This is a genomic window from Clostridioides sp. ES-S-0006-03, from assembly GCF_020662275.1.
Taxonomy (GTDB): domain Bacteria; phylum Bacillota; class Clostridia; order Peptostreptococcales; family Peptostreptococcaceae; genus Clostridioides.
The window spans coordinates 99,267-124,389 of the sequence record NZ_JADGMM010000003.1; the positions used below are offsets into that span (position 1 = coordinate 99,267).

At 28.4% G+C, this 25,123-nt stretch carries 17 protein-coding genes and 1 other annotated feature; of the genes, 2 read left to right on the plus strand and 15 right to left on the minus strand.

The genetic code is table 11. The features are described from left to right. The first annotated feature begins 245 nt into the window (after nucleotides 1-245). The gene (pflB, locus tag IR151_RS04920) at nucleotides 246-2,477 is read left to right on the plus strand and encodes a formate C-acetyltransferase (RefSeq protein ID WP_227433409.1); all 2,232 of its coding nucleotides are present in this window, start codon (nucleotides 246-248) and stop codon (nucleotides 2,475-2,477) included. A 159-nt stretch (nucleotides 2,478-2,636) separates the two neighbouring features. Continuing rightward, nucleotides 2,637-3,371, plus strand: coding sequence for a pyruvate formate-lyase-activating protein (gene pflA / locus IR151_RS04925; RefSeq protein WP_227433410.1), 735 nt, complete (start codon nucleotides 2,637-2,639; stop codon nucleotides 3,369-3,371). A gap of 102 nt (nucleotides 3,372-3,473) precedes the next feature. On the opposite strand, the gene IR151_RS04930 is transcribed toward pflA, so the two are convergent. From IR151_RS04930 to IR151_RS05005, 15 genes are all read right to left on the minus strand, one after another. Then, nucleotides 3,474-5,144 carry a GGDEF and EAL domain-containing protein gene (locus IR151_RS04930; RefSeq protein WP_227433411.1) on the minus strand — a complete coding sequence of 557 codons (1,671 nt, stop codon included), beginning with the start codon at nucleotides 5,142-5,144 and terminating at the stop codon, nucleotides 3,474-3,476. 127 nt (nucleotides 5,145-5,271) lie between these two features. Then, complete coding sequence (locus tag IR151_RS04935; protein ID WP_227433412.1) at nucleotides 5,272-7,887, minus strand: cell wall-binding repeat-containing protein; 2,616 nt, start codon at nucleotides 7,885-7,887, stop codon at nucleotides 5,272-5,274. 171 nt (nucleotides 7,888-8,058) lie between these two features. Then, nucleotides 8,059-9,762 carry a hypothetical protein gene (locus IR151_RS04940; RefSeq protein ID WP_227433413.1) on the minus strand — a complete coding sequence of 568 codons (1,704 nt, stop codon included), beginning with the start codon at nucleotides 9,760-9,762 and terminating at the stop codon, nucleotides 8,059-8,061. A gap of 985 nt (nucleotides 9,763-10,747) precedes the next feature. Then, the gene (locus tag IR151_RS04945; protein ID WP_227433414.1) at nucleotides 10,748-11,407 is read right to left on the minus strand and encodes a hypothetical protein; all 660 of its coding nucleotides are present in this window, start codon (nucleotides 11,405-11,407) and stop codon (nucleotides 10,748-10,750) included. Nucleotides 11,408-11,416: 9 nt separating this feature from the next. After that, nucleotides 11,417-11,605, minus strand: a complete 189-nt coding sequence (locus IR151_RS04950; RefSeq protein WP_227433415.1) for a hypothetical protein — start codon at nucleotides 11,603-11,605, stop codon at nucleotides 11,417-11,419. 24 nt (nucleotides 11,606-11,629) lie between these two features. Beyond that, nucleotides 11,630-12,268, minus strand: coding sequence for a nitroreductase (locus tag IR151_RS04955; protein WP_227433416.1), 639 nt, complete (start codon nucleotides 12,266-12,268; stop codon nucleotides 11,630-11,632). A 253-nt stretch (nucleotides 12,269-12,521) separates the two neighbouring features. Beyond that, entirely contained in the window at nucleotides 12,522-13,331 is an 810-nt protein-coding gene (locus IR151_RS20315) for a prepilin-type N-terminal cleavage/methylation domain-containing protein (protein ID WP_285894813.1), read from the minus strand. A 46-nt stretch (nucleotides 13,332-13,377) separates the two neighbouring features. Then, nucleotides 13,378-13,752, minus strand: coding sequence for a fluoride efflux transporter CrcB (gene crcB, locus IR151_RS04970; protein ID WP_227433417.1), 375 nt, complete (start codon nucleotides 13,750-13,752; stop codon nucleotides 13,378-13,380). Between the two features lie 38 nt (nucleotides 13,753-13,790). Continuing rightward, the gene (gene thiI / locus IR151_RS04975) at nucleotides 13,791-14,966 is read right to left on the minus strand and encodes a tRNA uracil 4-sulfurtransferase ThiI (RefSeq protein WP_227433418.1); all 1,176 of its coding nucleotides are present in this window, start codon (nucleotides 14,964-14,966) and stop codon (nucleotides 13,791-13,793) included. Between the two features lie 45 nt (nucleotides 14,967-15,011). Continuing rightward, nucleotides 15,012-16,163: a cysteine desulfurase family protein gene (locus IR151_RS04980; protein WP_227433419.1), complete on the minus strand. Its 1,152-nt coding sequence runs from the start codon at nucleotides 16,161-16,163 to the stop codon at nucleotides 15,012-15,014. 656 nt (nucleotides 16,164-16,819) lie between these two features. Then, nucleotides 16,820-17,542, minus strand: a complete 723-nt coding sequence (locus tag IR151_RS04985; protein WP_227433420.1) for an amino acid ABC transporter ATP-binding protein — start codon at nucleotides 17,540-17,542, stop codon at nucleotides 16,820-16,822. 58 nt (nucleotides 17,543-17,600) lie between these two features. Beyond that, a complete protein-coding gene (locus IR151_RS04990) occupies nucleotides 17,601-18,278 on the minus strand; it encodes an amino acid ABC transporter permease (RefSeq protein ID WP_227433421.1) in 678 nt (225 codons plus the stop codon). A 27-nt stretch (nucleotides 18,279-18,305) separates the two neighbouring features. Next, entirely contained in the window at nucleotides 18,306-19,121 is an 816-nt protein-coding gene (locus tag IR151_RS04995; protein ID WP_227433422.1) for a transporter substrate-binding domain-containing protein, read from the minus strand. Between the two features lie 228 nt (nucleotides 19,122-19,349). Continuing rightward, nucleotides 19,350-19,564, minus strand: a binding site (T-box leader). A gap of 344 nt (nucleotides 19,565-19,908) precedes the next feature. Beyond that, nucleotides 19,909-21,975: an ATP-dependent helicase gene (locus IR151_RS05000; protein ID WP_227433423.1), complete on the minus strand. Its 2,067-nt coding sequence runs from the start codon at nucleotides 21,973-21,975 to the stop codon at nucleotides 19,909-19,911. A 78-nt stretch (nucleotides 21,976-22,053) separates the two neighbouring features. Next, a complete protein-coding gene (locus IR151_RS05005) occupies nucleotides 22,054-25,083 on the minus strand; it encodes an EAL domain-containing protein (protein ID WP_227433424.1) in 3,030 nt (1,009 codons plus the stop codon). Nucleotides 25,084-25,123 lie beyond the last annotated feature (40 nt).

The window sequence follows — 25,123 nt, forward strand, 5'->3', positions numbered from 1 at the left end:
ATTTTAGATATTTATTTGTTTCATTTTATTAATATATGGGTATAATTTCATCACATTACTAACATATAATTTGTTTTATACTTTAAAACGACATTTTTTTATTTTTCTTGTATACAGAATACGCATAATATGTTATTATTATATTAGAAAATATATTTTTAAAAAAATATATAAAACAAATTAAGTATATAAAAATTAATTTTAACAACATTATTTATCATTTAAATCTAAGGAGGAAATACTTAATGAATGCATGGCAAGGATTTAAAACAGGAAGATGGACTAAAGAAGTAAATGTCAGAGAGTTTATACAATTAAACTATTCTCCATATGAAGGAAATGACTCTTTCTTAGCTGGTGCTACTGAAAACACTAAAAAACTATGGGACAAAGCAATGGTCTTATTTAAAAAAGAAAGAGAAAATGGTGGTACTTTAGATGTAGATACAAAAACTATTTCTGGAATAGCTGCATATGCTCCAGGATATTTAGATAAAGTATTAGAAACAATAGTTGGATTACAAACGGATGCCCCTTTAAAAAGAGCGGTTATGCCATATGGTGGTATAAAAATGGTTGAAAATTCATGTGATGCTTTTGGATATGAATTAGACCCTGAAATAAAAGAAATATTTACTAAATATAGAAAAACACATAACCAAGGAGTCTTTGATGCATATACTCCAGAAATGAGAGCTGCTAGAAAATCTGGTATAATAACAGGTCTTCCAGATGCTTATGGTAGAGGTAGAATAATAGGTGACTATAGAAGAGTTGCTTTATATGGTGTTGATGCCTTAATAGAAGATAAAATTGAACAAAAGAAATCGTTAGAAGTTTCTTGCATGGATGAAGAAGTTATAAGACTAAGAGAAGAAATAACTGAACAAATATCAGCTTTAAATGAGCTTAAAAAGATGGCTGAATCTTATGGCTTTGATATATCAAAACCAGCAACTAACTCAAAAGAAGCTGTACAATGGTTATACTTTGGTTATTTAGCTGCTGTTAAAGACCAAAATGGTGCTGCAATGTCTTTAGGTAGAACATCTACTTTCCTAGATATATACTTTGAAAGAGATTTAAAGGCTGGAACAGTGACAGAAGAAGAATTACAAGAATATATGGACCATTTTGTTATGAAATTAAGAATGGTTAAATTCTTAAGAACTCCTGATTACAACAATTTATTCTCTGGAGACCCAACTTGGGTAACTGAGTGTATAGGAGGTATGGGAGTAGATGGTAGAACATTAGTTACTAAAAACTCATTTAGAATGTTAAATACTCTATATACATTAGGACCATCACCAGAACCAAACTTAACAGTTTTATGGTCAACTAGATTACCTCAAGGATTCAAAGATTTCTGTTCTAAGGTATCTATAGATACAAGTTCAGTTCAATATGAAAATGATGATTTAATGAGACCATACTGGGGAGACGATTACGGTATAGCTTGTTGTGTATCTGCAATGAAAATAGGTAAACAAATGCAGTTCTTCGGAGCTAGAGTTAACTTAGCAAAAACTTTATTATATGCTATAAATGGTGGTATTGATGAAAAATCTGGTGCTCAAGTTGGACCAAGATTTGAGCCTATAACTTCTGAGTATTTAGACTTTGATGAAGTTATGAGTAAATTTGAACCATTTACTGATTGGTTAGCAAACTTATATGTAAATACTTTAAATGTAATACATTATATGCATGATAAATACTCTTATGAAGCATTAGAGATGGCATTACATGATAGAGATATATTTAGAACTATGGCTTGTGGTATGGCTGGATTATCAGTTTGTGCGGATTCATTATCTGCTATAAAACATGCTAAAGTTAAGACTATCAGAAATGAACAAGGAATAGCTGTTGATTTCGAAATAGAAGGAGATTATCCAAAATACGGAAACAACGATGATAGAGTTGATAGTATAGCTGTAGAGCTAGTTGAAAGCTTCATGAATAAGATAAGAAAAAATAAAACTTATAGAAATTCTTATCCTACTCAATCTATACTTACAATAACTTCAAATGTTGTTTATGGTAAGAAAACTGGTAATACACCAGATGGTAGAAGAGCTGGTGCTCCATTTGCTCCTGGTGCAAACCCAATGCATGGTAGAGATACTAATGGTGCTTTAGCTTCATTATCTTCAGTTGCTAAATTACCATATGAGCATGCTCAAGATGGTATATCTAATACTTTCTCTATAGTACCTGGTGCTTTAGGAAAAGATATGGATGAAAGAATAAATAATCTTTCTGCAATGATGGATGGTTACTTCGCTCAAAATGCTCATCACTTAAATGTTAATGTATTTGATAGAGCTACTTTAGAAGATGCTATGGAACATCCAGAAGAATATCCACAATTAACTATAAGAGTTTCTGGATATGCAGTTAACTTCATAAAATTAACTAAAGAACAACAATTAGATGTTATAAACAGAACATTCCACGGTAAAATGGCTTAGTCTTTAAATTTTTATACTTTAGCTAAGATTACTACTGTGTAGAAAATAAAAATAAATGGCTATCTTATACTTGAATTATTTCTGGTATAAGATGGCCTTTTTTAGAGAAATATTATAACTATTAATAAAGTTATCAAAATATATTGTGAGGTGAACTCTATGATTAAGGGAAAAGTACACTCTATAGAAACATTTGGTACTGTAGATGGTCCAGGAATAAGATACATACTATTCTTTCAAGGATGTCCTCTTAGATGCAAATACTGTCATAATAGAGATACATGGGATACCAAATCTGGAAAAGAATATACAGTTGATGAAATAATAACTGATGCTCTTAAGTATACTTCTTTTATGAAGTTTTCTGGTGGAGGTATTACTGCTTCTGGTGGCGAGTCTACTCTTCAACCAGAGTTTTTAAGTGAGCTATTTAAAAAAGCTAAAGAAAATAACATACACACTTGTCTAGATACATCTGGATTTGTAGATATAGAAACTATAGACTCAGTTTTAGATAATACTGACTTAGTTTTGCTTGATTTAAAACATATGGTTGAAGAAAAATCTATTGATTTGACTGGTGTGGGTATGGATAAAGCTTTAAAACTTGCTAAACACTTAGAATCAAGAAATATTCCAGTATGGATAAGACATGTTTTAGTTCCTGGAATTACTGATGATATAGACAACTTAGAAAAATTAGGTAAATTCGTTGCTACATTAAAAAATGTAGAGAGATTCGAATTACTGCCATATCATTCTATGGGAATACACAAATGGGAAAATCTAGGTATTGATTATGAATTAAAAGATGTTCCTGATGCTACCAAAGAAGATATTAAAAAAGCTAGTGAAATAATCTCTAAGTTTGGAGCAAAAGTGTATAATAGCTAATACTACTTGAGATTAATAGTTATCACAATAAAATAAGGTAAAATATAAGATTTAAAAAACCTTATATTTTACCTTATTTTTAGTATACTTTATCTACACTCATCAATTTGATAATTGAAGTCTATAAAACTCAGATGCACTTACAGGTCTACCAAATAAAAAACCTTGAATAATATCTACACCTAAACTCTTCACTATATTGTATTCTTCATAGGACTCAATACCTTCAACACAAACTTTTAAGTTGATAATATGAGCTAATTTAATAATATATTCTAGGAAGGTATGTTCATAACTATTATATTTAATATTCTTAACAAAACTTCTTTCAATCTTTATTATATTAACAGATAACTCTTTAAGATAATTTAAAGATGAATATCCAGTACCAAAATCATCAATTGCAATATGTACTCCAATACTTTTTAAACTAATAAACTTATCATTCAATAAATTTATATCTGGTACCCAACAATTCTCTGTTAATTCTAAAATTAAAAATTCAGGTTTTAATTGATATTCTATCAAACATTCTATTATAAAATCTCTAAAAAAATCTTCCTTTAGTTGAATATATGATACATTTACAGATATCTTGAAATCTTGATTTACTTTATGCCATTCTTTACACTGTTTTACAGCCTTTTTTATAATCCACTTTCCTACTGGTATAATTAGATTACTTTGTTCTAGTATTGGTATAAATTCAACAGGAGATACTTCTCCATAAGTATTTGAATGCCATCTCAAAAGTGCCTCTGCTCCTATGACATTTTTGTTAAATGCATCTACCTGTGGCTGGAAAAATAATTCAAGGTCATTAAAATCATTTTCAACACACTCTCTCAACTTCTGTTGCATTGAAATTACTTTTAACTTATTTTCATAGAGTTCTTTTGAAAAAAACTTCATTCTATTTTTACCACCAATTTTTGCGATATCTAACGCAATATCAGCATGTTTAAATAAGTCCAAATAATTATCTCCATCTTCTGGATACATAGCAACCCCCGCAGTTATTGTACAATAATATTTATTTGATTCGATTTCATGCTGAGTATTTGTATACAATTGTATTTTTTCATATAAATTTTCTATAGTTTCTTTATTGCACATAGGGTAAAAAAATGCAAATTCGTCTCCATCTAATCTGTACAATCTAACATCCTTAGGTAAATATTCTAAAACTTCTGTAGCAATTGCACGCAAAACCTTGTCACCATAAGAGTGTCCATATTTCTCATTTATATTTTTAAAATTATCAATATCCATGATAAACATAGCTCCACTTGTATAGATTTTCTCTTTTGTAATACAATTCATTCTGTATTCAAATTGTTCTCTATTCCATGTCCCTGTGATAGAATCAAATTTATTCTTTTCGCCTATATTCTTTATCCTACCAACCATAATTATAGTTTTTTTATCATCTGATACATAAGCTTTACCTCTACAAGAAACCCATACTATCTCTTCATACTTGTTTATTAATCTATACTCTAAATTGTGTTCATCCTTTTCTCCATTTAGCAAGACTTGTATATCGTCTTTCCACACTTGAACATCATCTGGATAAATAATTTTGCTCCAACAATCGACTAAATCATATTCTATATCTTTACTTAGATTAAATTCATCAAAAACGGTTGAGGATATTTTAAAATTATTCTTATTTATATCCCAAAAAAAAATATAATCTTCTGTATTTTGAGATAAAAGTTCAAAGAAAATTTCTACCTGATTTAAATCTAAAGAGTTTAGTTCTTCTCTCATCTTTTCCCCCTACAATATAAGTAATATAGTAAGATTATAACCCTACTTATAATAAAAATAAAAGTAGGGTTATAATTTATTACTATTGGTGTAGTTTAATCAACAAAATATTCTTATTTAGATTATACTATTTTACTAATTTTTTTATCTCATTAAATGCATCTTCATTTCCATTTCCTCCTACCTTAGTTATCTTATCAAATTTCTTACTTTTAACTAAAGTTTTTTGAGACTCATCAAGTGATTTTGCTACAATCATTACTGGCGATTTATTTTTACCTGCTAAAACACCTACTGTTAAAGCATCTATTAAATCATTTTCTCTTAACATCCCATTTTTTGTTACATAAAGATTTCTTAGTTCTTTATCCTTATAAAACTCTTCTATTACTTTTGAATTTGTTTTATTTCTATCTTCTCCACCTATTCTCTTTGGATTTGGAAATTGTTTTTCTATAGATTTTGGCAAAGAAGTTTCTCCTCCTATAATATAAGATTTTGATATTTCTTCTTCATCTATAAATTTTTTAATAGATATCATCTCATTTTTTACATTTGTAAGAATTATTGGAGTTTTATTTTGTGCTGAAATACCACCAACACTTATTGCATCTGCTAATCCATCGTGTCCATTGACTACAGATACTTTTTCTACATCTACTATTTTATCTATTTCTTTAGCAAGTTTTAGAGAAGTTGAATATCTATCCACTCCACCTATTCTTACAATAGTAAACCCTTTTAATTTTAATTCTTTTTCTAAATCGGAACTTAATGTATTTTCTCCACCTATTATATAAATATTTTTTGCTTTTAATCTTTTTATCTCTGCTTCTGTATTTGTATTTAATTTATTTTTTTCAGTTAATAAAATAGGTGCATTTTTAGTAGATGAAAATGGAGTTGCTGATAGGGCATCTGGTATTGATGTACTATTTACTAGTATCACATTTTCAGCTGATTCAAAACCTCTTTTACTTATTTTTATAGCAGTTTCATATCTATCATCACCTGTCAAATTTTCTTCTGATGGGCTAGTTGTATTAGTAGATGAGCCTCCACTACTTCCACCACTACTTCCTCCACTATTTCCACCTGAATTATCATCTCCACCTGAATTATCAGATATCTTTTCCCATTGAGCATAAAGTGTTATATTATCATCAACATTAATTATCTCACTTCCATCACCTTTATATGGAGTTCCACTACCATCTGGTTTTGTATTCCATCCAATAAATTTGTATCCTTCTTTTGTAAGATTTCCTGTATTCGCTTTTACACTTGTATTTGCATTTCCATCATGCAGTTCATCTTCAGGTACATCTCCTTGTCCACCATTATTTTCATATTTAACTCTGTATTTATCTGTCCAAAATGCATAAAGGGTTGTATTTATATCCTTTATGTTAAACTTTTCTCCTGATTTATATCTACTGCCTGTATCATCTGCTTTTGTACTCCAATAAAAATTTCCTCCTCTACCAGAGGGTGCTACTAAACCATTATCACCAAGTACAGTAACTTCATCTCCTTTTCCATATACATTATTATCTATTGGAGCTGTACCTGTACTTCCATTTTTATCATATGTTATTCTACATTCCTCTTTCCATTGTGCAAATAAAGTTGTATTTTTCGTAAGGTTAAATTTATCACCATCTCTGTATGAAGTCCCTTCACCATTATTTTTTGTATTCCATCCCATAAATATTGATCCAACTTTAGATGGTATCTGGCTTGTAACAGTTACTTCAGCGCCTTTTTTATGTTTTTCTTCTGATATACTTCCTGCTCCTCCATTTAAGTTATAATCTAATTTATATCCCCATTGTGCATATATTGTATCTCCTGAGATATCTGGCGGAATAGGGTCTCCTTCTTTAAAAGATGTACCACTTCCATCTTCTTCTGTATTCCACCCTATGAATTCTTCATCACCATTGATAAGTCCACCTGACCCTGGGAATTTGTCAGCCTCTCCTGGTTTTGGCAAATCTGGAAGTGCACCTGTTCCTCCATTACCATCCAGTTGCAAATCATATTCCCATTGTGCATAAAGGTCTATGTTAAAATTGTCATAATTTTTTAATAATACCTCAAAACTTGAGCCTAAATTATAAGATTTTCCTGTGCCATCAGCTTTTGTATTCCACTTTGTAAGTTTATAATTTGTTTTTTTAAGGTTACCTTCATTTTCTTTAATTTGCAAATTATCATTCTGATGATACTTATTTGAATCTGATGGAACATTACCTGAAGTATTTCCATTTCCGTTATATCTTACTTGTAAAAAGTCTGGAATCCAAATGGCGTAAAGTGTTATATCTCTGTCTATACCTACTGCTACTATATTTTCTCCACCTGCATATGGTTGAGTACCACTTGCCAAATGGTCCCTTGAGACACTCCAAGCATCAGTATGATAGTTTCCTCTTGTAAGGTTACTACTTAGTGCTAAATAAGAATCAAAATCATCAAGGTCATATACTTTTGGACCTGTTATTACTGGTCCAGGAATAAACGCTCCTCCACTAAGTATAGCTTCATTTATCGTTCCTCCAGTAGCCCCATTACCATCATAAGTTATTGTAATATTATTAACTCTCCTTAAGTTTTTATCTTGAATCTGCTTATTAAATATCTTATTTAAATCATACTCAGCAAAAACATTTGAATAATTTAAAGGAATTATAGCAAATGTAAGTATACATATAGTTAATTTTTTTAACTTTTGATTCATCAAAACCCTCCTTATTTGTTTAAAAAATAATTTTATTTTTTCATTTTGTAAAATAAAGAAATACTGATAAAATCTATATCAGAATTTCTTATAACTATTAGAATCTTATTCTTATATAAATATTAAAGAAGATTCTAACTTATAAATTACAATAATAAACAACTTATATTATTAATTTTTTTGCCACACTGCATATAATATGATATTTCTTTCTCCCATAGTGATTGTTCCTGATAATATTGTTGATGGGTCATTTCTAACTGTACTCCAACCTACAAATGTATAAGTATCGGCATCAAGCCCATTAGTATTTCCTAAAACAGTCACAGTATCTCCTTTTTTATATTCTGTTGTATCACTTGGTACTGAACCAGAAACAGCTACTCCTGAAGGGAAGTTTGATACATAAGCTACCCTATAAGTTTTTTCGGCTACAGTAAAATAAATTGTATTTGGATTAATTCCAGAAGAATTAAGTGTAACTGTCTGAGACTGACTTGCTGGGTCTAATTTATATCCAGCAGGAACCTTTGTAGAATCTGGAGTTATTGTATGGCTTCCAAGTACAGCATTAACAACCTCTGTGTATGTATCTCCAACTATATTACCATATTTATCTTTAAAACCAATTGTTAAAGTACGTTCTGCTTCTGAAGGCATCTTACTTACTGTAAAGTAAACTCTATCTGGTACAAGACCACTGGTACTAAGATTTACCATTTCAAATTGATTATCTGGATTAAGTACATATCCATTTGGTACCTTTGTAGAATCAGATTCCACTCTATGATTTCCATATTCAGCTGGTAGTGTAACTGTATATGGGTCTCCAATTATTGCTCCACTATCTTTATCTTTAAAGTTAACTGTAACTATACGATTTACAAGTGGAATATCAGGACTTACTGTAAAATAAACAATACTCTTGTCAAGACCTGTTGGTTGTAAATTAACAGTCTGAGTTTGATTAGAAGGATCAAGCTTATAACCATTAGGAACTTTTGATGTGTTTGGTGTTACATCATGTGAGCCTAGTATATCTGGAATTTCTTCTATATAAGTACTTCCAACATTATTTCCATCTTTATCTTTAAATCCAACTATAAGAACACGATCTTCTTCTGGAACTCCTGCATTATCAGGAATAACTGTAAAATCAACTACATTTGGATTAACTCCATTTTGAACAAGATTTACTACTTTAGATTGACTTGCCGGATCTAATTTATATCCAGCAGGAATTTGTGTAGTATCAGGTGTAACAGTGCTATTTCCATACTTAGCTGGAACTTGAGTTGTATATGACCCAACTATAGCTCCTGTTTCTTTATTTTTATAATTTACTTTAATAGAAAGTTTTGCATTTGAAATCTCAGTAGATGCATATGATGTTCTTGTAGCGTTTCCATTACCTGTATTAGGTGATGTATAGCTCCAATTTACTCCAGACATGTCTCGATTTGTAACAAAAGAATAAATTCCTGTCATTTGACTTCCTGTTATCCCTGCAGATGGTATGCCATTAGGAAATCCATAGCTTGTTCCATAAATAGTTGAAACTTTTTCCCCATTAACTTGTAATACCCACCCTTCTTGAGAACCTCCTTTTGGGTCAGTCCCCCATACATATTTTACATTTAATGAGTTACCACCACATGGGACAAATAATGAGAAAAATGTTACATATCCATTTCCCATATTTGCACGAAAATCTACTTGATATCTTCCATTAATATCATATCTTCGCTCTGTATTTTGTAGTACTTCATTATTAACTTTATCTGGTAAAGTTTGTCCATATGATGGTACTCCTACACCAACAACTAAAGCTAAGGTTGCCAAAACAGATGTTAGTTTACTCAATCTGTGTTTCATTAAAAATCCCCCTCCAATATTTTTTATTTCAAACAGATTTTTCATACTTTATTTTGCATAGTCTTTATCAAAACTATTTATTTAAAGTCTAATTAATCTATTATGAAGTCTATCTTAAAAGTGAAGTTTTTATAGTTTATTTAATTTTCACTTGAAATCCTTTTTATTAAATAAAAAATATATTTAATTTTTACACAAAGATATTAATGCTCTATAGACTAAATATTTTAATTTTATTTTTGTAGAATTAAACAACCTAAAAAACAATAAAGTAAGATATTTTATATATTTATATTACTTAAAGTAATTAACTTTAATTGTTTTCAATTTCATAAAAATTAGTTGTGATATAAGTATGATATGTGTTTAGAGTATCAATAATTTTTTAATTAAAATAATTATTTCAATTAAAATAATTATTTTAATTATGGTTATTATAGTTTCCGTTTGTTATAAAAAAGTCACTATTTATATGATTAATAGTTTTTTTTACATATATATACATTTTTTTTAAAAAATTATATATATATGCTATTAAAATTATAATTATTTCTTTATCTTGTAAACAGTCGTTCTGTACTTTTACTGATAATCAATTATTAGAAGTGGCAAAAAATTTTGAATGGCTTTGATATACATTTTTTATAATATTCTTATAGTTTTTTTTACATAAAAAAAAACCCTTTTATAACTAAGGGTCACTTTTTCCTTTATTTTACATTTATTGTATCATGATTTTTTATTTATTTCAATCTTATACCACTTTTTTCCAAAACATTATTATTATTTTTTTATCTTTTTCGACTTTATATTCTTTATACATAATACTTAAATTAATTAAACTCATTTTATTATTCTATAAACATAAAATAATAGAAGACAAGATTAAAACAAATAATTTTTTATTTTTAACCTTGTCCCTTCTATTTTCAATTACATAAAACTTTATAACTGTATCTCATAATCCAAATAAAAATGTATCTATCTAAATAGTAGTATCAATTCTTCTATGAGGTTTGTTTTCTAAATTAGCAATTTCCATTATGTATTCTACTTTATCAGTTTCTGTATATATTTTGTTTTCTTTTTTAACATTTTCCTCTTTAATATTTTCAGTACTATTTAAAACAGAATTTTTATACTTATCAACTGAATCATTTGATATAATTATATGTTCTTCAGTAATAACATCAATAGATTCTTGTTTATTTTCATAAATTTCTTCTTCCTTACTCTTTTCATTTACTTTAATTTCTTCTAGCTTTTTATTATTATCTTTAATTTTATCTGTACTAGCATATAGTTGTTCTCCAAAAGACATATTAATCTGGCTTAAACCGCTACTTAATTTACCACTCTCAAATGAATCAAATTTGGTAGGTGAATGACGAGTTTGACTACTCATTTCCATATTCTTAGTACGAATATCATCAAATAAACTAATTCTCATACTATTAGTTTTAGAAATATTTTTTATATCACAATCAGATGACACTAAAGTCTTTGTGGTATAGTAAGTTAATCCTTTTGCATAATCGTATTTATATTGAGAATTTTCTTGATTAATATCAGATTGTTTAGATTCTTTTTTAAGTGTACCCTCTTTGATTAATTGACTTGCATATTCCTGTTTTTGATTTTTCAAATCATTAATTTATTGTTGTAATGCTTCAATTTTCATATTTTTTATCTTAGAATCCATATTTTTATCAGCTTTCAAATCTGTGATAAAACTTTCTAGCTTCTGTATTTGCTCATCAAACTTTTCTAACTTGTCATTACTTTCATTGCTATAATTACTCTGATTTACATGTGTACTTCTTGTATTAACAGATATAGACATTATAACTACTCCTACTCAGATATTCTAAACTCTAGAGACTTTATAAACTACATTTCTAGCTTGTGGTAAATTCCCTTCTGGGACACCAACAGCAATACCAAATGGTACAGAATATCCTTCTGGTATATCTAGTAATTCTCTATATTTTTTATTTGTATCAAACTTCATCTTTATTGAATCTGATTCTTTTACATCATTGTCATCCAATACACTAACAAGACCTACAATATCCCCTTGCTCAACAGGTGTAAACAGACCCCTAACCATTCCTATTATGCAACTCCCAAGCCCTAAAGCTTGTGCAGCTGTTGTTATGTTTCCTGTAAGTATTCCCACATCATATGGAGCCCATGAACTCTCTTCGTCATAAGAAATAAATAAAACAGTTGGTGCACCATAAAATAATTTAAAATTTTTATTTATTTCAACATTACTAACTTCATGAATTCTAGAAAGAGTATCATCACTAATCTCTTTTAAAAGTTTCTGGTCTTGTACAACAGTTATGTGCCATGGCTGTTTATTACACCCTGAAGGTGCTGCAAATGCACAATGTAATAATGTATCTAATTGTTCATCTGTAATTTGCTCTGTTGTAAATTTTCGTATACTTCTACGTTCTTTTATCAAGTTTATTGTTTGATTATCTTGTAAATTATTCATTATATCGATTCCCCTTTTTATGTATTTGTTAGTTTAAATACAAAATCTTTAGAAAATTAGTTTTATAATTAAACTACTTTATATTCTTATTATAATTATTTTTAGTTTATATGTGAAGCTTTTATAACATCAAAACATCAATATATCTACCTCACAAATAAACTTAAATACAAAACTGGTATCACTCAACTATAGAAAATATCATTTTTCTATAGAACGATTAATACCAGTAAAGTTGATAAAATTTACTATATTAATTTAAAGGACCCCAACCAGCTTTTGTATGAATCTCTGTTTTTACAGATTTAGTCTTACCATCAGCTGAATCAACATTCCATGACCTACCTGCAACAGAAATACCATTGTTACCTTTATACCATCTACCTTCATCATAATCATAAACTAAAGATGTGTACCAATTACCTCCAGTCTTATCATTTGCAAATACAACTACAGTAGCATCAGATTCAGTAGGGTTATATGCATATGGTTGTATATATAATGTTGCCTTACTTAAATTATATTTCTTTTTAAATTCATCTGGAATTGTAGGCCAACCATTTTTATATTTATTATTTAGTAAATAATTTCTAAAAGCATCATTCCCTTTTGAAGTCCCTGGTATTACAGAAGGGTCTACTGCAAATGATGCAATCAAGTCCATCATACTTTGGTGTACATCTCTAGCCATCTCAACACCATCTGGATGTTCTGTACAAGTAACATAAACTTTTGCAATACTTTCTTCGCCAGTTATTCCATCATAACCATCATCAAACTCTGCTGAATATGTTCCACCTGACTTACACTTTGGCTCTGTTTCAAAATACTTACCATCCGTATTTTTTAATACATCTTTTATAACTTCTTTTTTATCTTTGCTAGGTTCCTCAGCCACAGCAATAACAATTTGAGTCTTTATATTTTCTCTATTAGAAAGACATGTTACTGCTTTACTTTTCTCTATATTTTTAAAAAGCGCTGGTAACGCAACTATAACCAAAATTCCTATTATAGATATAACTACCAATAATTCAATTAGTGTAAAACCCTTTTTATTCATAATAATCATTCCCATTAAATAAAATTATAGTGTTTAATTTAATCTGCTATACAGTAATAAAGTGTCTACATAAAGTCCTTCCAACAAAAACTCCCAAAATACTTAATGCCAAATTAAAAAATATGTTTAGTCCAAATAATATATAATTCCCACTATCAAAAAACTTTACAGTTTCGAAGCTAAAAGTAGAAAATGTAGTTAGTCCTCCCATTAAACCAGTTGTCAAAAACAATTTTAAATTATTAGAAATAGAATCTGTCCTTATACTCATTTCCATTACAAAGCCAATTAAAATTCCACCCAGAATATTGACCACCAAAGTCCCAAATGGAAATTTAGTTCCTACAAACTTTAGAGATATTAAATATCTTAATATAGCTCCTAAAAATCCACCAATACCAACATATAATACTTGAATCACATATAACACCTACCCCAAATAACTAAATCACTTCCATATTAAAATTCTATGTCTTCAACCTCTATTCCGTCAATTGCATCCTGTACTAATTTTTCAATATCAAGTGACAACTCAGATTTTTCTATTTTTTCTAGTCTAGGTTTAGTAACAGGTTTTCTAGGAGAAAATACGCTACAGCAATCTTCTTCAGGTATTATAGATGTTTCAAAAGTCCCTATTTTCTTAGCTATATCAACTATGTCTGATTTGTCCATAGCTATAAGTGGTCTAAATACTGGTAAATTTACAACAGCATTAGTGCAAGTAAGCCCTTGTATAGTTTGAGATGCAACTTGACCAATACTTTCACCTGTAATCAAAGCATCACAATGTCTTTTTTCAGAAAGTTTTTGTGCTATTCTCATCATAAATCTTCTTGAAAGAATAGTCGCTTCTTCTTCATTACAATTCTCGCCAATTGCTTTTTGTATTTCTAGTATATTTACCTTATGAAGCCTTACTCTACCACAATATTTAGCTAATATCTTAGCTAAATCTTTAACTTTTTCTTGTGACCTTTCACTTGTGAATGGATAGCTGTGAAAATGCACTGCTTCTACTTCCATACCCCTTTTTGCGACCATCCATGTTGCTACTGGACTATCTATACCACCAGACAAAAGAGACATCGCTCTACCATTAGTTCCAAGTGGTAATCCACCGTATCCAGGTATAGTATCACTATAAACCATAGTATGAAATTCTCTGTATTCACATTTTATTTTAACTTCTGGATTTCTTACATCAACATCAATTCTATCTCCTACCTTTGATAATAAGTACCCACCTATATCCATACTCATTTCTTGAGAAGTTAATCTAAAAGACTTATCTCCTCTTCTTGACTCTACCTTAAAAGTTTTATATCCAGCATCTATTTTTTCTTCTAGCATCTTTAAAGCTATTTCTTTTAATGTATCATAATCTTTTTTAGCTCTTACTCCAGGACACACACCTACTATACCAAATACTTTTCTAACTTCTTCAATAACTTCTTCATAATCATAATCTTCTAAATCGACATATATTCTTCCATACTCTTTATATACATTAAATTTGCCAATTGGCTTTAACATATTTCTTATATTTCTTATAAGTCTATTCTCAAATATATATCTATTTTTTCCTTTTACTCCAATTTCTCCATACTTTACTATTAATATATTATACACCATTTCACCTCTTAAACTACTTTCTTCTTATTATTTATACAGTATTCTTTATTTCTTTCTCATTATTGACCTTAAATCACAAATTGATTCTTTTAATACTTTCACAGCTTCAGATATCTCATCTTCTGTATTCATATCAGATAGGCTAAACCTTATTGTTCCATTGATTTCTTCATTTGTAAGACCTATAGCATTCAAAACATGACTACCTTTTTTCTTAGAAGAACATGCAGATCCAGTTGACACATAAATTCCTTTTTGCTCTAGGTAATGAAGTAAAACTTCTCCCTTTGTACCTATAAATGATACATTTAATATATGACATACGCCATCTTCTGGAGAATTAATTTTTATATCTTCTATATTCTCAACTATTTTATTTCTAAATATGTTTTTTAAGTTATTTATCTTCAAAATAACAGCATCTAAATCTTTACTTAATATATTTACAGCTTCTCCAAGCCCATATATTCCAGGTACATTTTCTGTTCCAGACCTAATTCCAATTTCTTGTCCTCCTCCTGTTAGCATAGGCTTTAAGCGATTATTTTCCTTAATATACATAAATCCAATTCCCTTTGGACCATGAAATTTATGTGCGCTTACACTCATAAAATCTATATTGTATTTAGATGGTCTAAAGTTTATTTTTCCATATGATTGAATAGCGTCTACATGGAAATATATCTTCTCTTTTAAAGACTTCAGATATTTTCCAACTTCATCTATTGGCTGTATAGTTCCTATTTCATTGTTAACATGCATCATACTTACTAAACATGTAGCTGATTTTATAGCATTTTTCAAATCTTCTATATTTATCTTTCCATCTTTTCCGACCTCTAAGTAAGTTACTTCAAATCCATCTTCTTCTAAATCTTTTAGTGTGTTTAAAACAGAAGGATGTTCTATATTTGTAGATATTATATGATTTCTTCTCTTCTTATTTAGATTGGCAATACCTCTTATTATAGTATTATTACATTCTGTTCCACCTGATGTAAAATAAATCTCTTTATCTTTCGCGCCTAGAGATTTAGCTATAATTTGTCTTACTTCTTTTATACCTTTTTCAACTTCCACACCTTTTCTATGAACAGAAGAAGGATTTCCATAATCCGTACTAAGTGCATATACCATTTTATCTATAACTTCTGGATAAGGTTTTGTAGTTGCACTATTATCTAAGTATATTTCCAACTTAATTACACCTGCCTTTATTTAAAATCTTCAACTCTAATTATTATACCATTAATTACAGTATTTTTTTTGTTAATCTTTATTAAAAAGATAATCTTAAGTTTATAGAATCTTCTTTCATAAAAATCTAGTTTTTTCACTTAACTACAAAATTTTATGCTAAAATATAATATATTTATACTATACCCTACAAAAATACGTGATAACATACAATATATGATAAAATAATATATTATATAAAATAAATATATTATATTATACATATACTTATTTTTGCTATAAAGTCTATTTTTATAAGCTTACTTGTTATAAAAATAACTTTTATAATTTATATCAAAAAAAATATTGATTTTTGTGTCGCATTTTGTTATAATAAATTAAGGTTATCCCCCTGGTAACCCTAGTTAGTTAATATATCTATTCCCAATACCCTTTCATAAGGATATATTTTATATTTATTAAAAATCGAATTAATATCGGAAACTAATTCGATGGAAAAAAAGAGCTTACCCCGAGCTCTTTTTTTTCTGCAAAAATATAATATTAAGCTAAGATAAAGTTAATGTCAGTATAATTTTAATTTTAAAAATCATATTAATTAGCACTAAAAAAGGATGTATTGAATTTCTAATATCAATACATCCTTTTTTTATATATTATAACACTTTTGCTAAGAATGATTTTGTTCTATCGTGTTTTGGATTTCCAAAGACTTCTTCTGGAGAATCCTCCTCAAGAATACTTCCTCCATCTATAAAGATAACTCTATCTGCAACTTCTTTAGCAAATCCCATTTCATGAGTTACAATTGCCATTGTCATTCCTTCTTTAGCAAGTTCTTTTATAACATCCAAAACTTCATTTACCATTTCTGGGTCAAGAGCAGATGTTGGCTCATCAAATAACATCATATCTGGTTCCATAGCAAGAGCTCGCGCTATTGCTATTCTTTGCTTTTGCCCTCCAGATAATTGTGATGGATATGAATCTTTTTTATCTAAAAGACCAACTCTACTTAATAAAACTTCTGCTTTTTTTTCTGCTTCTTCCTTAGTCATTTTTTTTAATTTAATTGGTGCCAATGTTATATTATCTAAAATAGTCTTATGTGGGAATAAATTAAAGTTCTGAAACACCATACCTATATTTTGTCTAACTTCATCAATATTAGTTTTTTTATCAACTAAATTTTTTCCTTCAAATATTATCTCTCCACCTGTAGGTATTTCTAATAAATTCATACATCTAAGAAGTGTACTTTTACCAGAGCCACTTGGACCTACTATAACCATTATTTCGCCTTTAGCGATTTCTAAGTCTATATTTTTTAATACATTTAAATCTCCAAAAGATTTACTTAAATTTTTTATTGTAATCATATTATCACTTTCCTTTTTACTATTCTATGTTTTCCCTAAATGCTAAACATGCTCTCATCTAGTTAGACACAGATAGTTTCTTTTCTAATAATCCAACTAATCTTGATAGAGTAAATGTTATAACAAAATAAATTGCTGCTGCTACTATTAATGGCTCTAATGCTCTGAATGCTGCATTTTTTACTATATCAGCAGTACGCATTATCTCAACAACACCTATTACAGATATTATTGAAGATTCTTTTACAAGTGTAATAAACTCATTTGCTAATGAAGGTAGTATATTTTTTATAGCTTGAGGTATTATTATATATCTCATAGTTGACCAGTAATTTAATCCTAATGATCTACTTGCTTCCATTTGTCCATTATCAACTGATTGTATACCTGATCTAAGTATCTCTGCCACATATGCACCAGAGTTTACTGACAATGCAAATGCACTAGCTATAAATTCACTTGGTATACCAAATAACATAGGGAATCTTATTCCTAATTGAGGTAATCCAAACCATACTATATATATCTGTACTAATAATGGTGTTCCTCTTAAAATCTCAATATAGATTGATGATATTACTCTTAATACTTTACTCTTTGATATTTTTGCCATACAGATAATTATACCTATTACAAATCCAAAGCATAATGCCACAAGAGAAATTCCTACTGTCACACCTGTTCCTTCCAAAAAAGAAGTCCCAAATCTACTTAAAAAACTAAAATCTAAACTCATAATTTCATCTCCCACATAACTTTCTTACTAATTTGAAGCAGCTTCAGTAGATGCTTCATTTAAAAATTCTTCTATTTTTTTACCATCTTGTAATTCTTTTATTTTTTTATTTAATAATTCTATAAAGTCTTTGTTGTTATCAGCTTTTTTAATTGCTGCTGCCATACCTTCTGTTACATCTTTACCAACTTCAGTATTTGCCATTTTTATTCCATCATATTTTTTAACATTTATTAAAGAAACTGCTTCATTAACAACAACTGCATCTATATTTCCATTTTTTAATTCTGTGATTAGGTCAGGTACTGCTTTTAAAGATTTTGTAGTTGTCATTTTTAGAGTGTTAACTACATATTCTTCTTGAATGCTTCCTGCCTGTACCCCTACTCTAAGTTTTTTCAAATCGTCTTCAGTTTTTACTTTGTCTATATCTGCATCTTTAACTATAACTGCATTTCTACTTAAATAATATAATTCTGAGAAATCAACACTCTTTTCTCTTTCTGGTGTTGGAGACATCCCTGCAAGAACCATATCAACTTGGTCTGCATTTAAAGCACCTATTAATCCATCAAATGACATATCTTTAATTTCAACCTTTACACCAAGTTCCTTTGCAAATTCTTCAGCCAACATTACATCGAATCCTTTTATTGAATCTTTACCATCTACTACTTTATGAAATTCAAATGGTGGGAATTCTGCACTAGTACCAACAACTAATTTTCCACTTTCTTTTATTTGCTCTAATTTTGTTTTTTCTTCTCCACCACTACATCCTACTAGCGATAATGTTAATCCTAATACTAATCCTAAACTTAATAATTTTTTAAATACTTTCATTTTAACTACCCCTCTCTTTTAATTATAATTTTCCCTCAAATTTTTAATACTTTAATGTTTCGAGTTACAAAAAAAGTCCCTCAGTCTTTAATGACTAAGAGACGACTTTACCGCGTTACCACTCTTATTGATAAATACTTATACAACCTTCAAAATTTGTGAATTTTAGCCTTTATAGCTACAGGGATATTTTAATTTTAAAATCAAAAAAGTCCCTTAGCTTTACAGCTAAGAGACGAATTATATCCGCGTTACCACTCTTTTTGATAAGTAAGTACTTATCCTCTCAATCCCTTAAGGCGGGCAAACCAATTATCATACTAACTAAAACTTCTGATAATTTCCTCCAGAGCTCTCTTCACATAGACTTCATTGCTAGGCTTACACCAACCCCTAACTCGCTGTAAATCCATATATGCTACTTTCTCTATCACTGGATTTGTTTCCTTAAATTGTTAATACAATTGTACTTCCTTCTAATATTTTTGTCAATAAGTTTTTTATTTTTTTAATAATTTTATTTTCTAAAATTTAGATATTGTATTACATGCTTGTTGATATTATCCATATATTTATAAATAATGTATTTCTTATTTATTTCTGTTCTTTAGGTAATTACAAATAATATACTTCTTATTTGTTTCTATTTCTTAAATGCTTATAAATAATATTTTTCTTTTTATTTCCATTATTTAAATACTTATAAATAATATTTTTCTTTTTCATTTTCATTGCTTAAATACTTATAAATAATATATCTTATATTTATTAAATTTTATATACTAAGTTAAATAATATGGATTATATTCTTCAATAAACAAGTTTTCAAATCTAAAGTTCGCTCTCTATCTTTAAACTTTATCGTAAACATGTTTCCATCTTTTTTGATTATTTCGCCTTCGTGAAATTTTTTATGGTATACCTTATCACCAACACCAATACTATCAATTTCTTTTTTAGTTGGAGATTTTATATCATTGATAAACAATGATTTATCAACTTTTTTACCATATTTATTTAAAGTAGAACTTATACATAGTTTTTCTTCAGCTCTTGTAATAGCTACATACATAAGTCTTCTTTCTTCTTCTAATTGTTCCTCTTTTTTTTCTTCCTTACAAATATCATATGATTTTTCATGAGGTATTGTTCCTTCATTTGCACCTATAATATAGACATTCCTAAATTCTAATCCTTTTGCACTATGCATAGTTGTAAATATAACACCATCAGTCTGTTTATTCTTGTTATTTTCCATTAACTCAATCTTTACTCTCTCAATATGGTCTAAAAACTCTGTCACTGTATTGAAATTTGTAGCAGAGCTCTCAAGTTCGTTTAATATCTCTACAAGCCCATTAGTCTTTATCTTTCTATTGCTACAGTAATCCAAGACATATCTATCATAATCAAGACTAGTTCTAATATAAGATATTGCATTTTTAGGATTTAAAGTATTCAAATAGCTCAAGTCTATCTCCAAATCTGTTATTGTTTTGACTTGTTTGGGATGAAGGTTACATTTGTTTATTAGTGCTGTTACAAAATCTTTTTCATCTTTAACCATATTTACATTATCTTTAGATATATATCTAAATGGCTTATTTATAATTCTTAACCAATCTTTATTTGATTTTGGATTAATACCTATTCTTAAATATGCTAGTATATCCTGACTTGCCCAATGGTCATATATTGTAATTACTGAATCTTTTACTACAAATGGAATTCTCATATCCATAAATACATCTACTAAGGCTCTTGACTGTATATTAGTTCTATAAATTACTGCAAAATCTGAATACTCTACATAATCCTTTTTTATTTCGTCAATTATTTCCTTGGCAATATGTAAAGCTTCTTCCTCTGAATCATATGGAGAAATATAACTCACAATGCCTCCCTTACCTTGACTACATTTAATAACTTTTTCATATCTATTTCTATTTTTTTCTATAAGCCTGTTTGCAGTATTTACTATTTCACTTTTAGACCTATAATTTACATCCAGCACTATTTTTTTAGTATTATTAAAATATTTTTCAAATTCAAGCAAAAAATCTGGTCTAGCTCCTCTAAAACCATATATACTTTGGTCTTCGTCTCCAACCGCAAATATGTTGTTTAGTGGATTACAAATTAACTTTAAAACCTCAAATTGCACTTTATTTATATCTTGGAATTCATCTATCAATATATATTTATATACATTCCTAACCATTTCTAAGGCTGATTTATTATTCAAAAGCAAATAATAAGTCTTTATAAGCATATCATCAAAATCAATCTTATTAACTTTTGATTTTTGCTCTTCATATAAATTATATACTTTTAAAAACTCATCTTTTGTCAACACTTCTGAGTTAAATTCATTCTTATCCATAAGTTCATTTTTTACATAAGATATTTCATTTATAACTTGACCTATATTTTCATCATCATCTGCATTTTCTATATTTAGACTTTTTAATATTGCCTTTATTGTTATCCTCTTTGACTTTTCATCAAATATGCTATCTAAATTGTACCTTTCAAAATACCTCAAAATCTTAAAAAACACAGAATGAAAAGTGCCATATGTTACCTTATTGAGTCTTATATCATCACTTAAACTCAATGCTCTATTTTTCATTTCTACTGAGGATGCTTTGGTAAAACTTATCGCCAATATTCTTGCTGGTGCTATATTTTTGTTTACTACCATATTAGCTATTCTATATGTAATTACCCTAGTCTTACCTGAACCAGGCCCTGCAAGTATCATGCAAGGCCCATCTATATGTTCAACTGCTTCTAGTTGATTTTCATTTAACTGTCTTATATCTATATTTGTTGTGATTATTACATCCACCACCTTAATTTATAATCATCCTATTTTCTTTTTTAATTATAAACTAAAAGTATCCTAAAAATACATTTAATTTTTCTTCTATTAAACTATATCATCTCTATTTTCATAACATATCTTGAGTTCCTGTTTAATTTTATCACTTATATCTTGAGGAACAAATTCTGGTTTACCAATGTAATATCCTTGAATATAATCTATTCCAATAGCTACTAATGCTTCCATTTCACTTTTGGTTTCTACACCTTCTGCTATAACTTTAATATTTCTTTCTTTAGAATATGAAATAAGGTTTTTTAGTATTTTTCTTCTATCTTCATCTTTGTCAATACCTCTTACAATAGACATATCAATCTTCACATAATTTGGCATTATGTACAGTAGTACAGCATCGCCATTGTAACCTGTTCCAAAATCATCTAAAGCAATTTCTATATTCCACTGATTTATATACACTTTCTTTTTGTCAATAAAATCTTCACTAATCTTATCATTCTCTGTTATTTCTAGCACTACCCTATTTAGATAATTACCATATAAATCTTCTATTTCTTCAAAATCAACTTTTGATAAATTATTATTTGGTATAGAGTTTAAGAACAATTTACACACTCCAAACTGTTCCCTATATCTCTTAAAAGATTTAAGTGCTTTGAACCATGTGATACGTTCGATTTGATATAACTTAGACTGTGAACGAGCCAATCTAATAACATCCATTGGAGAACTAAAAGTTTCCATTTTGGGTCTCATAAGTGCTTCATATGCAAATACTTCACCTTTACAATCCACAATAGGCTGAAATGCATATTCAACCAATTGACCATCAATTAATTTATTTAACTCTTCTCTATTATGCAACAAGAATGAATCTTTATTATATATATTGACATCAAATTCACTTACTTCACCTTTAATTGTATTTTTAATTTGATACATAGCAAAATCTGCATATTTCATTAGTTCATCATAGTTAGTTGAATCGCTAGGATACCAAGAAATTCCTGCTGATGCTCTTATTTTAAATTCTGTCCCATCATGAAGCTTTAATAAAGTATTATTCATCTGTGTCTTAACAGAGTTAATAATAGTTCTTATGCTATCTTTACTTTCATACCCATATATGAATACATAAAATTCATCCCCTGAAAGTCTAGAAACTATACCATTCCATGATATAAACTTTTTAAGTATATCTGCTGCACATCTAATATATTCATCACCAGCATCATGACCATAGGTATCATTAATATATTTTAAATTATCTAAATCCCACATTATAAATGCAGCTATTTTAGTCTCTTCTTTATTTTCAAATTTTTCTCGTACTTGTGAATAAAAAGCTCTCCTATTTAGAAGATTTGTTAAAATATCGAAATCTCTTTCATACTCAATTTTCATTTTCTCAATAAACTCTTTTGTAACATCAACAACAACACCTAATATCTTTAAGTCATCTTCAACAATATTTAATCTTATCCACTTAGAAGTTTTATCTTTAGATTCAAATTTATATATGTATATATTTTCTGTCTTATAATTTTTCTGTAAATATGTATCCATTTCATTCATTTTTTTTATAAATTTACTTTTTGATATATATCCATATTCTTGAAATTCATCATCCGTAGTAAATATACTAAAAAATCCTTTTGTACAAAAAACATTATCTCCATTTTTATATAATTCAAAAGCTCCAATTGGCATATCTGCAATTTCAATAATTTGTGATAATTTTGATGAGGAATCTGCAACATTTGCACTAAGTAGCTCTATGGCTGAAGATAATTCATCTATTTCAGATATGTTTATTTTATCAAGATTTACTGGTTTTGATGGATTACTATTTCTAACTTTATTAACCAAAAGAACAATTGGTTTTGTAAACAATCTCGAAGCAATATAAATACCTATAAGCCCTATCACTAAGGAAACTGCAACAGACACTATTACCAAGGTTTCCACTCTTTTTGAAAAACACAATAAACTTTTTTCTTCAATAATTCCCAAAAGAGCCCAACGCTCATTTTCAAATGGAGTATTGGAATTGTATAAATCTAAATATTGTACACTAGCATAAGTACTTTCTTTAATTTTACCATCATCTTCATTTTTAACTTTATATACATTTTTATAAGATTCTTTTTGCTCAAGGTTCGAATGTAAACCATCCCAAAATTTGTCTTTAAATGTATAACCATTCGAAACAACATTTTCAAATGCCAAATCATCATTTCTATCTACGCCTAAAATATAATTACCTTTTTTATTTTCATTTATCTCCCCATATGGAAGCAACTCTCTTAAATAATTTATACCTAAATCTATTCCAAGTACTCCATATACAGTTCCATCTTCATAAATAAGAGGAACTGAATATGTTATAACTCTATCGCCTTCATTTGTTAATAAGAACTGACTTCCCCAGTATCCTAAATTAGAACTTGATGTATTTGGATTATCAATTGCAGCTCTAAATGGTTTATAAAAGAAATTATCTCCTTTTTCCTCATTTTCACTTTTAAAGGAAAACTTTGGAGCCCAATAACTATCCATAGATATTCCAAAACTTCTTGCTATCTCTGAGGAGCCTCTTTCAATTAGCAAATCAGAATTATCATTTGGGTTAAATTTAGGGTCTAGGTCTCTTATATACAATCCTGTCTTACTTATTTCATCTTTACTATTTATTGAATCATATTCAATATCTTTGTTATTTAAAATTATGAAAGAACCTGTAACAGAATTTTTTCTCAAAAGATATATTAAATCTTTTGATATATTTTTTATAATTTCTTTATTAATTTCTTCGTTTATACCCACATCTTTAATTGAGACATTATTTTCATCTAAAACCTTTTTTACAGATGAGTTAATAGCTAGTTCTGTCTCGCTTGTCTTTGACCATCTTTGTAACATCTCATTTTGTATATAATTTTTACGATTAATTACTCTTTCATTTAAAATATCAAATGAATTATCATTTAGTCTTTTAATAGTTCCTCCCCATAAAATTGTGGCACAAAATAAACTTGTTTGAATTAGCATAACAATAATTAGAGGAAATATCATCTTTTTCATTATTGAGTTATTCTTTTTTAGATTATTTTCCATATTTATTCCACCCATACCTTTGTGCATTTTGGTACACGTT